We start from the raw sequence: 13248 nt of genomic DNA, 5'->3' as shown, positions 1-13248 counted from the left end.
TCATGTCGCGAAAAATGTCGTTCGACGCGCTCAAGAAGGCGGTCAATGCTGGCGAGGTCGATACCGTCATCGCAGCCCTTGTGGATATGCAGGGACGGCTTCAGGGCAAGCGGTTCCACGCGGCGCATTTCATCGACAGCGCATGGGAAGAGACCCATTGCTGCAACTACCTGCTGGCGACCGACACGGAGATGGTCACGGTGCCGGGTTATGACGCGTCCAGCTGGGAACGCGGCTACGGCGATTACGTGATGAAACCCGACATGGAGACGCTGCGGCTGATCCCTTGGGTTCCGGGCACGGCGCTGGTGATCTGCGATCTGCTCGATCATCACAGCCACGAGCCGATTCCCCATGCGCCGCGCCAGATGCTGAAATCGCAGCTCAAGCGCGCGAAGGACATGGGCTATGACGTGATGATGGCGACCGAGCTGGAGTTCTTCCTGTTCGAGGAAAGCTATCCGCAGCTCTTCGACGCGGGCTATCCGGAGCCGACCCCGGTCGCGCGCTACAATGTCGATTACTCGATCATGGGCAATTCGCGCGCCGAACCGGCGATGCGCGCGATGCGCAACGCGCTTTATGCGGCGGGCGTGCCGGTCGAATGCTCCAAGGGCGAGGCCGAGCGCGGTCAGGAAGAGCTGAACGTGAAATATGCGGCCGGTCTGCAGACCGCCGACATGCATGTGCTGGTAAAGCAATGCGCCAAGGAAGTCGCCCAGTCCCACGGGCTGTCGGCGACGTTCATGGCGAAATACCACACCGACAAGGCGGGCAGTTCGAGCCACGTGCACCAGTCGCTCTGGAAGGGTGGCAAGCCTGCCTTCTTCGACAAGGACGCGCCCAATGGCATGTCCGAGCTGATGCGCCACTATCTCGGCGGGCAGATGGCCCATGCGCGTGACATCACCTATTTCCTCGCGCCCTACACCAACAGCTACAAGCGTTTCTGCGAGGGGCTTTTCGCGCCGACGAAAGCGGTTTGGTCTTTGGACAACCGCACCGCGGGTTTCCGCATCTGCGGCGAGGGCACGAAGTCCATCCGCGTCGAATGTCGCATCGGCGGCGCCGACCTGAACCCCTATCTGGCCTGCGCCGCGCTTCTGGCGGCGGGGCTCGCCGGGATCGAGCAGCAGATGGACCCGGGCCCGGAAGCCGCGGGCGACATCTACAAGGCGGGCGAAGTGACCGAGGTGCCGAAATCGCTGACTGAGGCGCTGGGCGCTCTGGAAGGTTCGGACATGCTCAAATCCGCCTTCGGTGAGGACGTGATGGCCCATTACGTGCGCGCCGCCCGCTGGGAAATCGAAGAACAGAACCGAGTTGTGACCGACTGGGAGCGGATGCGCGGTTTCGAACGCGCCTGAGTTTTGACAGACCCGCGGGGCCCTACACCCCGCAAGGAGACATGATGACCAAGACCCTGAAATGTATCTCGCCCGTCGACGGGCAGGTCTATGCCGAACGCGAGGCGCTGAGCGCCTCCGACGCGCAGGCGCTGGCCGCAGGCCTGCGCGCCGCGCAGCCGGCATGGGCCGAGCGCCCGCTGTCCGAGCGTATCGCGCTCGTCGAGGCGGGCATCGCCAAGCTCAACGAGATGAAAGACCTCGTAGTCGAGGAGCTCGCGTGGCAAATGGGCCGCCCGACCCGCTATGGCGGTGAATTCGGCGGCATGAACGAGCGCGCGGGCTACATGGCCTCGATCGCCGAAGAGGCGCTGGCCCCGATGGTGGTCGAGCAGAGCGACAGCTTCCTGCGCCAGATCGCGCGCGAACCCGTAGGCGTCGTCTTCATCATCGCGCCGTGGAACTACCCCTACATGACGGTGATCAACTCGCTGGTCCCGGCCCTGATCGCGGGCAACACGGTGATGTTGAAGCACGCGACGCAAACGATGCTGGTGGGCGAACGCATCGCCGAAGCCTTCCACGCGGCGGGCGTGCCGCAGGACGTGTTCCAGAATGTCTACCTCACGCATGAGGTGTCGGAAGAGTTGATGGGCGCGAAGGCGTTCGATTTCGTCAACTTCACCGGCTCGGTCGGCGGCGGTCGCGCGGTGGAGCGCGCGCTGGCGGGCACCTTTACCGGGTTGGGCCTCGAACTGGGCGGCAAGGATCCGGGCTACGTCGCCGCGGATGCCGATCTGGACGCGGCGGTCGACGGTTTGATGGATGGTGCGCTGTTCAACGCGGGCCAGTGCTGCTGCGGGATCGAGCGAATCTACGTCCATGCGAGCCTCTACGACGCTTTCGTCGAAAAAGCGGCGGCCTGGGCAAGCAAGCTGACCCTCGGCAATCCGTTCGAGCCGGAAACGACCCTCGGCCCGATGGCGAACAAGCGTTTCGCCGAAGTGGTGCGCGGCCAGATCGAGGACGCGATCACCGATGGCGCGAAGCCGCTGCTCGATCCTTCGTTGTTCCCGGCAGACGATGGCGGCGCCTATCTCGCGCCGCAGATCCTCGTGGACGTGAACCACGAGATGCGCGTGATGCGCGAGGAAAGCTTCGGTCCCGTCGTCGGCATCATGCCCGTGAAGGATGACGAGGAAGCCATCGCAGCGATGAACGATTGCGATTACGGGCTGACCTGCTCGATCTGGACCGCCGATCCCGCCCGCGCCGAGGCGATGGGCAAGCGGCTGCAGACCGGCACCGTCTTCATGAACCGCTGCGACTATCTCGACCCGGCGCTGTGCTGGACCGGCTGCAAGGAAACGGGCCGTGGCGGCTCGCTCTCGGTGCTGGGCTATCACGCGCTGACGCGTCCGAAATCCTACCATCTCAAGAAGGTGACGAAATGACTGCCCCCACCGCAAACTGGTCCTATCCGACCACGATCAAGTTCGGCCCCGGCCGGATCTCGGAACTGGCCGATCACTGCAAATCCGTGGGCATGAACAAGCCGCTTCTGGTGACCGACAAGGCGCTGGCGGCGCTGCCGATCACCGCTGCCGCGCTCGACGTTCTGGACGGCGCGGGTCTGGGCCGCGCGGTTTTCTCCGAGGTCGATCCGAACCCGAACGAGGGCAACATGGCCGCCGGGATCGAGGTCTATAAAGCGGGCGGCCATGACGGCGTGATCTGCTTCGGCGGAGGCTCGGCGCTCGACCTGGGCAAGATGATCGCGCTGATGGCGGGGCAGGACAGCTCGCTCAGCGTCTGGGATCTGGAAGATATCGGCGACTGGTGGACGCGCGCCAATGGCGACGCCATCGCGCCGATCATCGCCGTACCGACGACCGCCGGGACCGGCTCGGAGGTCGGGCGCGCGGGCGTTCTGACCAATTCCGAGACTCACAAGAAGAAGATCATCTTCCACCCGAAGCTGATGCCCGCGATCACGATTTGCGATCCGGAGCTGACGGTCGGCATGCCGCCCTTCATCACGGCGGGCACCGGGATGGACGCGCTGGCGCATTGTCTCGAGGCGTTCTGCAGCCCTCATTACCACCCGATGAGCCAGGGTATCGCGCTTGAAGGGATGCGGCTGGTCTTCGAGAACCTGCCGCGCGCCTTCACGACGCCGGACGATCTGGAAGCGCGCGCCAACATGATGTCGGCGGCGGCGATGGGGGCGGTGGCCTTCCAGAAGGGGCTCGGCGCGATCCACTCGCTCAGCCATCCGGTCGGCGCGGTCTACGGCACCCATCACGGCACGACCAATGCCTGCGTGATGCCGATGGTGCTCGACTTCAACCGCGCCGCCATCGAAGAGCGGATCAACCGCGCGGCGGCTTACCTTGGCATCCCGGGCGGCTTCGACGGCTTCAAGGCCCGCATCGAAAGCCTGCGCACCGAACTGTCCATCCCGGCTAACCTGACCGAGATGGGCGTGAAGCGCGAGGATCTCGACATGCTGGTCGAGATGGCACTGGAAGATCCGTCCTGTGGCGGCAATCCGGTCGAGATGACCGTCGACAATACCCGCGCGCTCTACGAGGCGTGCCTATAAAATCTGCGTGCGGCGGCCGGAAGGTCGTCGCACGCGCCTGCGGCTCACGCATCTGTGGCTCGTGTTGATAAGTAAATTGACTGCATGATCAATCTTGCCAAAATTCTGTTACAAGACCCGCATAAAGGGACGCCGATGCCGGAGCCAACCGGACGGCACAATCGTCGAAAGACATAGCTCGGGGGACAGGACCGCATGATGCGGCACCGCCCCCCATCAACGGGGAGAGACCTGAATATGACCTTCAAGTTCCGTTATCTTGCGGCAGCCAGCGCGATGGCCCTCGCTGCCAGCACCGGCGCCAGCTTCGCCGACAGCATGGATGACCTCTACGCCGCCGCTAAGGAAGAAGGCAGCCTGACCACGATCGCGCTGCCGCATTCGTGGTGCAACTACTCGGGCGTGATCGACGGCTTCAAGAAGAAGTACCCCGGGATCACCGTGAACGAGCTGAACCCCGATGCGGGCTCGGCCGACGAACTCGAGGCGATCCGCGCCAACAAGGACAACAAGGGTCCGCAGGCGCCCGACGTGATCGACGTCGGTCTTTCCTTCGGCCCGGCGGCCAAGGACGAAGGTCTGATCCAGCCCTACAAGGTCTCGACCTGGGACACGATCCCGGACAGCGCCAAGGATTCCGAAGGCTACTGGTACGGTGATTATTACGGTGTGCTGTCGTTCGCGGTGAACAAGGACATCGTCGACAACGTGCCGCAGGACTGGTCGGATCTGCTCAAGCCGGAATACGCGAACTCGGTGGCTCTGGCGGGCGACCCGCGCGCCTCGAACCAGGCGATCCTCGGCGTTCTGGCTGCGGGCGTCGCAGCAGGCGGCGAGCCGGGCAAAGCCTCGGGTGAAGCTGGCCTGAAGTACTTCGCCGAGATGAACAAGAACGGCAACTTCGTGCCCGTCATCGGCAAGACCGGGACGCTCGCACAGGGCGCGACCCCGATCGTCATCGAGTGGGACTATAACGCTCTGGCAGGTCGCGACACGCTGAACGGCAACCCGCCGGTCGACGTCGTCGTGCCGAAATCGGGCGTGGTCGCCGGTGTCTACGTTCAGGCGATCTCGGCCTACGCGCCGCACCCGAACGCAGCCAAGCTCTGGATGGAATACCTCTATTCGGACGAAGGTCAGCTCGGCTGGCTGGAAGGCTATTGCCACCCGATCCGCTTCAACGACCTGTCGGCCAACGGCAAGGTTCCGCAGAAGATGCTCGACGCGATGCCTCCGGCGGAAGGCTATGCCAAGGCGATCTTCCCGTCGCTCGACGCGCAGGCTGCGAACAAGGAAGTCGTGACCGGCGGCTGGGACAGCGTCGTCGGCGCGAACGTCCAGTAACCGAACCGGCATAAGAAAACGCCCCGCGCTTGATCGCGCGGGGCGACTTTATTGGAATTTCTGTAAGGCGAGGCCCGATGCAAAGCCGCAAGCTGCCGCTGACTTGGGTGGGGATGGTTCCCTTCACGCTCTTCGCGCTTTTGTTCCTGATCGCCCCGACGATGTATATCGTGGTGGGCGCGTTTAGGACGAGTGACGGGGGTTTCACGCTGTCGAACCTCGTGAACCTGTTTCAACCGACGATCCTCGCGAGCTATTGGATTTCTATCAGGATCAGCCTCGCCACTGCGCTTATAGGCTGCCTAATCGGGTTCGCGCTCGCTGCGGCCGTCACGCTGGGCGGCCTGCCGAAATGGCTGCGCGGTCCGGTGATGACCTTCTCGGGCGTGGCCTCGAACTTCGCGGGCGTGCCGCTGGCCTTCGCCTTTCTCGCGACGCTGGGACGTCTGGGTCTCGTGACCGTGCTGCTGAAGTCGTGGTTCGGCTTCAACATCTACACGCACGGCTTCAACCTGCTCAGCTTCTTCGGTCTGACGATCACCTATCTGTTCTTCCAAATCCCGCTGATGGTGCTGATCATCACCCCTGCGCTGGACGGTCTGAAGCGCGAATGGAAAGAGGCGGCGAGCATCCTCGGCGCGACCGGCTTCCAGTATTGGCGCATCGTCGCGCTGCCGATCCTCTGGCCCTCGCTGCTGGGTACGCTGGCGCTGCTGTTCGCCAATAGCTTCGGTGCGGTGGCGACGGCCTATGCGCTCACCGGTTCGTCGATGTCGATCGTGCCGATCATGCTTTACGCGCAAATCCGTGGCGATGTGCTGCAGGACCCGCATCTGGGCTACGCGCTGGCCTTCGGGATGATCGTCATCACCGGCCTAGCCAACCTCGCCTATGTCTGGCTGCGCGTACGCTCGGAAAGGTGGATGCGATGAAATCCAAGAAACTCTGGTCATGGCTCGCGCTGGCGTTCGGGGCGCTCTATTTCGCCCTGCCGCTGCTCGGTACGCTGGAATTCTCGCTGCGGGCGCGGCGCGGGGTGTATTCGCTCGACGCTTACCGCTCGGTGCTGGCCGATCCGCAATTCCGCGAGACCTTCAGCTACTCCGTCGTGATGGCGATCTTCACGATCCTCGTGGGGGCGCTGATCGTGGTGCCGACCGCCTATTGGGTGCGGTTGCGCCTGCCGCATTGGCGCCCGGTGGTTGAGTTCATCACGCTGCTGCCGCTGGTGATCCCGCCAATCGTGATCGTTTTCGGCTATATCCGGCTCTATAACACGTCGTCGATCCTGCCGCTGACCGGCACGACGACGGGCACCAATGTCCTGCTGATGCTGGGCTATGCCACGCTCTCGCTGCCCTACATGTATCGCGCCGTCGATACCGGCCTGCGCACCATCGATGTCGGTACGCTGACCGAGGCGGCGCAAAGCCTCGGCGCGGGATGGAGCACGATCCTTGCCCGCGTCATCCTGCCGAACGTGCTGGTCGCGGTGCTCTCGGGCGCCTTCATCACCTTCGCCATCGTCATCGGCGAGTTCGTCCTCGCCTCGCTCCTCAACCGGCCGGCCTTCGGCCCCTACATGCAGCTGACCGGCGCGAACAAGGCTTACGAGCCCGCCGCGCTTGCGGTGATCGCCTTCTCGATCACCTGGATCTGCATGGGGCTCATTCAACTCGTCACCCGGTTTTCCAAACATACGAACGCAAAGCGGTAACCCATGGCCTCTCTCGAGATCGAACACCTGGAAAAATCCTTCGGCGCGAACCGCGTTGTGAAGGATTTCAACCTCTCCATCGAAGAGGGCGAATTCATCTCGCTCCTTGGCCCGTCGGGCTGCGGCAAGACGACGGTGCTGCGGATGGTGGCAGGCTTCGAGTCCCCCTCGGGCGGTGCGATCCGCATCGGCGGGCAGGACGTGACGCATATGGGGGCGAACCAGCGCAATATCGGTATGGTGTTCCAGGCCTACGCGCTGTTTCCCAACCTGACAGTCGCGCAGAACGTGGGCTTCGGGCTGCGCGTGGCGAAACGTCCGCGCGCTGAGATCAAGGCGCGTGTCGCCGAGATGCTGTCGCTGATCGGCCTGCCCGATCTGGGCAATCGCTACCCGTTCCAGCTGTCGGGCGGACAGCAGCAGCGTGTGGCGCTCGCACGGGCGCTCGCGATTCAGCCGCGCGTGCTGCTGCTGGACGAGCCGCTCTCCGCGCTCGATGCCAAGATCCGCGTGAGCCTGCGTGAGGAAATCCGCGACATTCAGCGACGTATGGGCATCACGACGATCTTCGTCACCCACGATCAGGAAGAGGCGCTGTCGATCTCGGATCGCGTGGTGGTGATGAATGGTGGCGTCGCCGAGCAGATCGGTGCGCCTTTCGAAATCTACAATCAGCCGAAGACCCGGTTCGTCGCGCAATTCGTGGGCACGCTGAACGCGCTGGAGGCCGAGGTGGCCGATCCCGCGCGGGGCGCATTGCGGGTCGGCGATACCGAGGTGATCCTCTCCGAACCGGTCACCATGGGGCAGGGGACTCCGGTGACGCTGGCCGCACGGCCCGAGGTTCTGGCCTTGGGCCGCCGCGAGGGCAATGACACGGTGTTCACCGGGCGGATCGTCGAGACGCATTTCCTCGGCTCGATCCTGCGGGTAAAAATGGAAGTGGAAGGGCAGCTCATCGCGCTCGACACGTTCAACCGCCCCGACAACCCGCCGCCCAAGGTCGGCACCGAAGCCGAGGTCAGCGTAGCGAGCCGTGATCTGCTGGTTCTTGCCGACTGACGAGGCAAAACCGGTCCTGCGCTCCTCATTTCTTCAGGTTTCCGGACCCGGACGCCCCTCTGCCGCGTTGCCGATAGAACACTACGTGCGACCGATGCAGAAGGATGAAGATGGAGTGGCTTGTCGACCATAATCAGGTTGTAAGCATCGCGGTGCAGATCGTCACCGCGTTCGTCTGGCTGGTCTACCTGCAACTTCTACTGCAGAATTTTCGGCGTGAACGGCGCTCGAAACTGCTGCTCACCCGGGTCGCGGGCGGCCATGAACGCGGGCATCTGATGCTTGGCAACATGGGTGCCGAGCCAATCTTCGTGAAAGCGCTTCTCGCCGATCTCGTGGTCGACGGGAAAACCTATCACTCGATCGCCAGCGACTCCGGCGGCTTCGCTCCTTTCGGGGATTCCCAACCCGACGAGTCGATCAAGGGCCCGTTGAACACTGCGGAGTACCGGGATTTGGGCCGGATTTCAGATCTCGTGGATGTCGCACTGGAATTCTCCAGCCTGCCTGACGACGCGAAAGAGATGGAAACCGTGGTATTCACCGTTCTGGCGGAAAGCAGTCGCGACAATATCCTCGTCGCCGGACGCCTCTCTCTCGACGTTTATAACGCCGGGGAGCATCAACGCTTCTTGCCGCAGAGCCTGTCGACCGAGCAGCTGCGCAGTTTTCGCAAGCGTCGGGAACTGGCGTCGCGGCTGGAGGAGATGCTGGAGCAGGAAGCCCGCGCCTACCTGACCGGCGAAGACGGCAAACGCCGGGGGCGCGGCGCCGAGTTGGGGCAGCTACGCCTGAAACAACGCGGCGACGGGCGCCAAACAAAGGCTCCGCACGAGGCCGCTGAATGAAGCGGACAGATACCTCAGTTTAACCCACCCGACCAAGACGCGCCGTTCCGGTTTTCGTCGCCAAAGGAGACAACATGTTCAACTGGATTACCGGCGTTATCGCGTCCTTCGGCTATTTCGGCATCGCGGGGCTGATGTTGCTGGAAAACGTGTTTCCTCCGATCCCGTCGGAGCTGATCATGCCGCTCGCGGGGTACATGGCCGCGCAAGGGAAATTCTCGCTGATCGGTTTGATCGTCGCGGGGACGATCGGCTCGGTCATCGGGGCGCTTCTCTGGTACTGGATTGGTCTGAAAATCGGGATCAAGCGTCTGTGTCACCTCTCGAGCCGCCACGGTCGCTGGATCGGCATCACCCCCCGCGACATTACCCGGACCAAGAAATGGTTCGACAAGCACGGCTGGGCAGCGGTGTTCTTCGGGCGGATGCTGCCCGGCGCGCGCACGCTGATCTCGGTGCCGGCTGGCATGGCGCGGATGCCCTTCCTGCCGTTCCTCGCCTACACCACGGTGGGCAGCGCGCTCTGGACGGCATTGCTGACCGTTGCGGGCTATCTGCTCGGAAAGCAGTACAGCGAAGTCGCAAGCTGGGTGAACCCGGTCTCGACCGGCGTGATCGTGATCCTCGTCCTGCTCTACATCTACCGCGTGATTACCTGGAAGCCGCTGGAAGACCCCGACGAGTCGAGCGGCGCCATGCCGTCACGCGAGAGCTGATCGGCGAAGCAAGCGCCATACCTCGGCTGCCTTTCGCCATCTCGCGTTGGCAAGAACGCGGCAAAAGGCTTATATGCCCGGCAAGACGTTAAAGAAGGACACGCCGTGGCAATCCACCTGCATCAAAACGACCTTCCCGACGGGCTCGATCTCGGTCCCGTCGTGGCCATCGACTCCGAAACGATGGGCCTTGACCCGCGCCGCGACCGGCTCTGCCTCGTGCAGCTTTCGGCGGGCGATGGCGACGCGCATCTGGTGAAGATCGCCCAAGGTCAGACCGAAGCGCCGAACCTGTGCCGCATGCTGGCCGATCCGTCGGTGGAGAAGCTGTTCCACTTCGCGCGCTTCGATGTGGCGGCCCTCTACAACGCATTCGGGGTTGAGACGAAGCCGGTCTTCTGCACCAAGATCGCCTCGAAGATGGTGCGGACCTTCACCGATCGCCACGGGCTCAAGGTGCTGGTGCAGGAGCTTGTCGGCGTCGACATTTCCAAGCAGCAGCAAAGCTCGGACTGGGGCGCGGCGGAGCTGACCGACGCGCAGATGGAATACGCGGCCTCGGACGTGCTCTACCTGCACCAGATCAAGGCTGAACTGGTCAAGCGGCTGGAGCGCGAGAACCGGATCGGGCTGGCGCAGGCCTGTTTTGATTTCCTGCCGACGCGTGCGAAGCTCGATCTGCTGGGCTGGGATGAACCCAATGACATCTTCCACCACTGATTATTCCGACATCGCCCGCCGCGTGATCGGCATCGAGGTCGCCGGGCTCGAAGCCTTGGCGGCGAGCCTCGATGGCGAGTTTTCACGCGCGGTGGCGATGATCCTCAAAACCGAGGGGCGCGTGATCGTTTCCGGCATGGGGAAATCGGGCCATATCGGGCGCAAGATCGCGGCGACGCTGGCCTCGACCGGGACACCGGCGCATTTCGTCCATCCGGCGGAGGCGAGCCACGGCGATCTGGGCATGGTCACCCGGCACGATCTGGCGCTGGTGCTGTCCAATTCTGGCGAGACGCCGGAGCTGGCCGATCTGATCGCCCATACGCGGCGCTTCCGGATTCCGCTGATCGGTGTCGCGAGCCGCCCGGACTCGACCCTGCTGCGGCAATCGGATCTCGCGCTGGTGCTGCCCAAGGCCGAGGAAGCCTGCGGGACGGGCGTGGTGCCCACGACCTCGACGACGATGACGCTCGCGCTGGGCGATGCGCTGGCCGTCGCGCTGATGGAGCACCGCGAATTCACCGCCGAGCATTTCCGCACGTTCCATCCCGGCGGCAAGCTGGGCGCGCGGCTGTCGAAAGTCTCGGACCTGATGCATCGCGATATGCCGCTGGTCGCGGAAGACACGCCGATGCCCGATGCGCTCTTGATGATGAGCCAGAAGGGCTTCGGTGTCGTTGGCGTCACCGATGAGGCGGGCCGTCTGACCGGGATCGTCACCGATGGCGATTTGCGGCGCCATATGCAGGGGCTGCTGGAGCACAAGGTCTCCGAGGTGATGACCGCCAATCCGCGCACCATCGCGCCGGAGCAACTGGCCGAGGCTGCCGTGGCGCAGATGAACGAGCGCAAGATCACCGCGCTTTTCGTCGTCGAAGACGAAAAGCCCGTGGGCTTCTTGCAGATCCACGACTGCCTGAGGGCCGGGATCGTCTGATGATGTACGACAATAGCCATACGCGACTGGTGAACTGGGCGAAGATTGTCCTGCCGCTGCTCGCGCTGGCGCTGTTGTCGACGATCTTCCTCGTTTCACGTCGGATCGATCCGAGCGCCGCGATCCCCTATGCCAAAGTCGATGTCGAGAAACTCGCGCGCGAAAATGCGGTCACCCGGCCCGAATATTCCGGCGTGACCGATACCGGCGCGACGCTCTCGGTGACCGCAGCAATGGCGCGCACCCAGCCCGCGCAGGATCAGGGCGCGAGTGCCGATCAGGTCGCGGCAAAGCTGACCGCACCCGATGGCCATGTGACCGATCTGAGCGCGAATGAGGGTCTGTTTCAGCCCAATTCGAACCGTATCGATCTGACCGGGAAGGTCGCGATGCAGACCTCCGACGGCTATCGGGTGAATTCCGAGAAAATTGAACTTCAGACCGATAGCAGCGTTCTGACCTCGCCCGGCCCGATTCACGGGACATCCCCTTTCGGAACGCTCGATGCGGGCTATATGCAGATCGTCCCGACGGCGGATGGCAGCGGTCACGATCTTGTTTTCAAACAGGGTGTGAAGCTGGTATATCAGCCGCAACAATGAGGGTGTGGATGTTTCGAGCGCGTTTTTTCACCGCCTGCGCGATGGTGGTTTCGTTCCCGGTTCTCGTGATGGCGCAAAGCGTCAATTTCGGCGGTCTGCGCGCCGACAAGACCGCCCCGGTCGAGGTCACGGCCGACTCGCTCAACGTCGATCAGCAAAGCGGCCAGGCGGTGTTCTCCGGCAATGTGGAAGTCACCCAAGGCGATATGCATATGAAAGCGGCCGAGCTTGAGGTGTTCTACGCCAGCGACAAACGCTCCGAGATCACGAAGCTGCATGCGACCGGCGGTGTCACGCTGGTCTCGCCCACCGAAGCCGCCGAGGCAGAGGAAGCCGTGTACGACGTGAAGGCGGGCACCGTCGTGATGACGGGCAAGGTTCTTCTGACCCAAGGCAACAACGTGATGTCGGGCAACAAGCTCAATGTCGATCTGAGCACCGGCACGGGCACGATGGATGGACGTGTCCGCACGCTTCTGAAGCCCGCCGGGAGCAAGTGATGGTCGAGGATGCCGCCAAGAGCGACGCCGGGCTGGCCCCGGTCGCGGGTCACGGCGGTTTGCAGATCCGCGGGCTGCGCAAGAGCTACAAGCGCCGCCCCGTGATTCGCGATGTCTCGCTCGATCTGTCGCGCGGCGAGGTCGTGGCGCTTTTGGGGCCCAACGGTTCCGGGAAAACCACCTGTTTTTACAATATCGCCGGGCTGATCCGTCCCGATGCGGGCGAGGTGCTCATCGACGGACGCGATGTGACGGGCCTGCCGATGTATCGCCGTGCACGGCTCGGGATCGGCTATCTGCCGCAGGAAGCCTCGATTTTCCGCGGGCTTTCAGTCGAAGAGAACATCATGGCGGTTCTCGAGGTCGCCGTGCCGGACCCGCACACGCGGCGGGAACGTCTGGAGGAGCTGCTGGGCGATTTCTCGATCGGCCACCTGCGCCACGCGCCCGCGCTGGCGCTGTCGGGCGGTGAACGCCGTCGCTGCGAAATCGCGCGCTGTCTGGCCGCCGATCCGAAATATCTGTTGCTCGACGAGCCTTTCGCGGGCGTCGATCCGATCGCGGTGTCGGAGATTCGCGCCCTCGTCGGTCAGCTCAAGGATCGCGGTATCGGGGTTTTGATCACGGATCACAACGTCCGCGAGACGCTCGAGATCGTGGATCGGGCCTACATCCTGCATGACGGGACGGTGCTGATGTCAGGCACCGCAGAAGAGGTTGTGCAGGACGAAAACGTGCGCCGCGTCTATCTCGGGCAGCATTTCCGCATCCTCTGAGCATGCTCTACGGATCGCCCAAGCGACTCCGACCCTCGGCAGTTTTGCACCGCAGCGAGGGTCACCCGTTGACAC

The 13248-nt window shown here is 63.5% G+C and carries 14 protein-coding genes; all 14 read left to right on the top strand.

Annotation, left to right across the window (positions count from 1 at the left end):
- Window positions 1-2: 2 nt before the first annotated feature.
- On the top strand, window positions 3-1367 hold the full coding sequence (locus tag B6V75_RS12600) for a glutamine synthetase family protein (RefSeq protein ID WP_088719923.1): 1365 nt from the start codon (window positions 3-5) through the stop codon (window positions 1365-1367).
- 44 nt (window positions 1368-1411) lie between these two features.
- Window positions 1412-2800 carry an aldehyde dehydrogenase family protein gene (locus tag B6V75_RS12595; protein WP_075775451.1) on the top strand — a complete coding sequence of 463 codons (1389 nt, stop codon included), beginning with the start codon at window positions 1412-1414 and terminating at the stop codon, window positions 2798-2800.
- On the top strand, window positions 2797-3951 hold the full coding sequence (locus tag B6V75_RS12590; protein WP_088719922.1) for an iron-containing alcohol dehydrogenase: 1155 nt from the start codon (window positions 2797-2799) through the stop codon (window positions 3949-3951). Before B6V75_RS12595 ends, B6V75_RS12590 begins: the two co-directional genes overlap by 4 nt.
- Window positions 3952-4188: 237 nt before the next feature.
- The gene (locus B6V75_RS12585; protein WP_088719921.1) at window positions 4189-5295 is read left to right on the top strand and encodes an ABC transporter substrate-binding protein; all 1107 of its coding nucleotides are present in this window, start codon (window positions 4189-4191) and stop codon (window positions 5293-5295) included.
- A 77-nt stretch (window positions 5296-5372) separates the two neighbouring features.
- Window positions 5373-6227, top strand: coding sequence for an ABC transporter permease subunit (locus tag B6V75_RS12580; RefSeq protein WP_088719920.1), 855 nt, complete (start codon window positions 5373-5375; stop codon window positions 6225-6227).
- Window positions 6224-7012 (top strand): ABC transporter permease, encoded by a 789-nt coding sequence (locus tag B6V75_RS12575; RefSeq protein WP_075775176.1) that lies wholly within the window; start codon window positions 6224-6226, stop codon window positions 7010-7012. Before B6V75_RS12580 ends, B6V75_RS12575 begins: the two co-directional genes overlap by 4 nt.
- 3 nt (window positions 7013-7015) lie before the next feature.
- A complete protein-coding gene (locus B6V75_RS12570) occupies window positions 7016-8074 on the top strand; it encodes an ABC transporter ATP-binding protein (protein WP_088719919.1) in 1059 nt (352 codons plus the stop codon).
- Between the two features lie 152 nt (window positions 8075-8226).
- Entirely contained in the window at window positions 8227-8922 is a 696-nt protein-coding gene (locus B6V75_RS12565) for a hypothetical protein (protein ID WP_141104917.1), read from the top strand.
- 74 nt (window positions 8923-8996) lie between these two features.
- A complete protein-coding gene (locus tag B6V75_RS12560; RefSeq protein WP_075775179.1) occupies window positions 8997-9638 on the top strand; it encodes a DedA family protein in 642 nt (213 codons plus the stop codon).
- Window positions 9639-9743: 105 nt separating this feature from the next.
- Window positions 9744-10358, top strand: a complete 615-nt coding sequence (locus tag B6V75_RS12555; RefSeq protein ID WP_075775180.1) for a ribonuclease D — start codon at window positions 9744-9746, stop codon at window positions 10356-10358.
- Entirely contained in the window at window positions 10339-11295 is a 957-nt protein-coding gene (locus B6V75_RS12550; RefSeq protein ID WP_088719918.1) for a KpsF/GutQ family sugar-phosphate isomerase, read from the top strand. The genes B6V75_RS12555 and B6V75_RS12550 overlap by 20 nt, the downstream gene beginning before the upstream one ends.
- The gene (gene lptC, locus B6V75_RS12545; RefSeq protein ID WP_141104918.1) at window positions 11295-11897 is read left to right on the top strand and encodes an LPS export ABC transporter periplasmic protein LptC; all 603 of its coding nucleotides are present in this window, start codon (window positions 11295-11297) and stop codon (window positions 11895-11897) included. Before B6V75_RS12550 ends, lptC begins: the two co-directional genes overlap by 1 nt.
- Window positions 11898-11905: 8 nt before the next feature.
- Window positions 11906-12397 carry a lipopolysaccharide transport periplasmic protein LptA gene (lptA, locus tag B6V75_RS12540; protein ID WP_075775183.1) on the top strand — a complete coding sequence of 164 codons (492 nt, stop codon included), beginning with the start codon at window positions 11906-11908 and terminating at the stop codon, window positions 12395-12397.
- Entirely contained in the window at window positions 12397-13173 is a 777-nt protein-coding gene (gene lptB, locus B6V75_RS12535; protein WP_075775184.1) for an LPS export ABC transporter ATP-binding protein, read from the top strand. The genes lptA and lptB overlap by 1 nt, the downstream gene beginning before the upstream one ends.
- Window positions 13174-13248: the final 75 nt, after the last annotated feature.

This window comes from Thioclava sp. F1Mire-8 (genome assembly GCF_002213165.1).
Taxonomy (GTDB): Bacteria; Pseudomonadota; Alphaproteobacteria; order Rhodobacterales; family Rhodobacteraceae; genus Thioclava; species Thioclava nitratireducens.
The sequence above is the reverse complement of the archived record's forward strand: the minus strand, read 5'-3'. Positions and strand labels throughout refer to the sequence as shown.

Excerpts from the sequence above, each read along its gene's own strand:
- B6V75_RS12600 (WP_088719923.1), top strand. The coding sequence starts at position 3 with ATGTCGCGAAAAATGTCGTTCGACGCGCTCAAGAAGGCGGTCAATGCT.
- B6V75_RS12595 (WP_075775451.1), top strand. The coding sequence starts at position 1,412 with ATGACCAAGACCCTGAAATGTATCTCGCCCGTCGACGGGCAGGTCTAT.
- B6V75_RS12590 (WP_088719922.1), top strand. The coding sequence starts at position 2,797 with ATGACTGCCCCCACCGCAAACTGGTCCTATCCGACCACGATCAAGTTC.
- B6V75_RS12585 (WP_088719921.1), top strand. The coding sequence starts at position 4,189 with ATGACCTTCAAGTTCCGTTATCTTGCGGCAGCCAGCGCGATGGCCCTC.
- B6V75_RS12580 (WP_088719920.1), top strand. The coding sequence starts at position 5,373 with ATGCAAAGCCGCAAGCTGCCGCTGACTTGGGTGGGGATGGTTCCCTTC.
- B6V75_RS12575 (WP_075775176.1), top strand. The coding sequence starts at position 6,224 with ATGAAATCCAAGAAACTCTGGTCATGGCTCGCGCTGGCGTTCGGGGCG.
- B6V75_RS12570 (WP_088719919.1), top strand. The coding sequence starts at position 7,016 with ATGGCCTCTCTCGAGATCGAACACCTGGAAAAATCCTTCGGCGCGAAC.
- B6V75_RS12560 (WP_075775179.1), top strand. The coding sequence starts at position 8,997 with ATGTTCAACTGGATTACCGGCGTTATCGCGTCCTTCGGCTATTTCGGC.
- B6V75_RS12550 (WP_088719918.1), top strand. The coding sequence starts at position 10,339 with ATGACATCTTCCACCACTGATTATTCCGACATCGCCCGCCGCGTGATC.
- lptC (WP_141104918.1), top strand. The coding sequence starts at position 11,295 with ATGATGTACGACAATAGCCATACGCGACTGGTGAACTGGGCGAAGATT.
- lptA (WP_075775183.1), top strand. The coding sequence starts at position 11,906 with ATGTTTCGAGCGCGTTTTTTCACCGCCTGCGCGATGGTGGTTTCGTTC.
- lptB (WP_075775184.1), top strand. The coding sequence starts at position 12,397 with ATGGTCGAGGATGCCGCCAAGAGCGACGCCGGGCTGGCCCCGGTCGCG.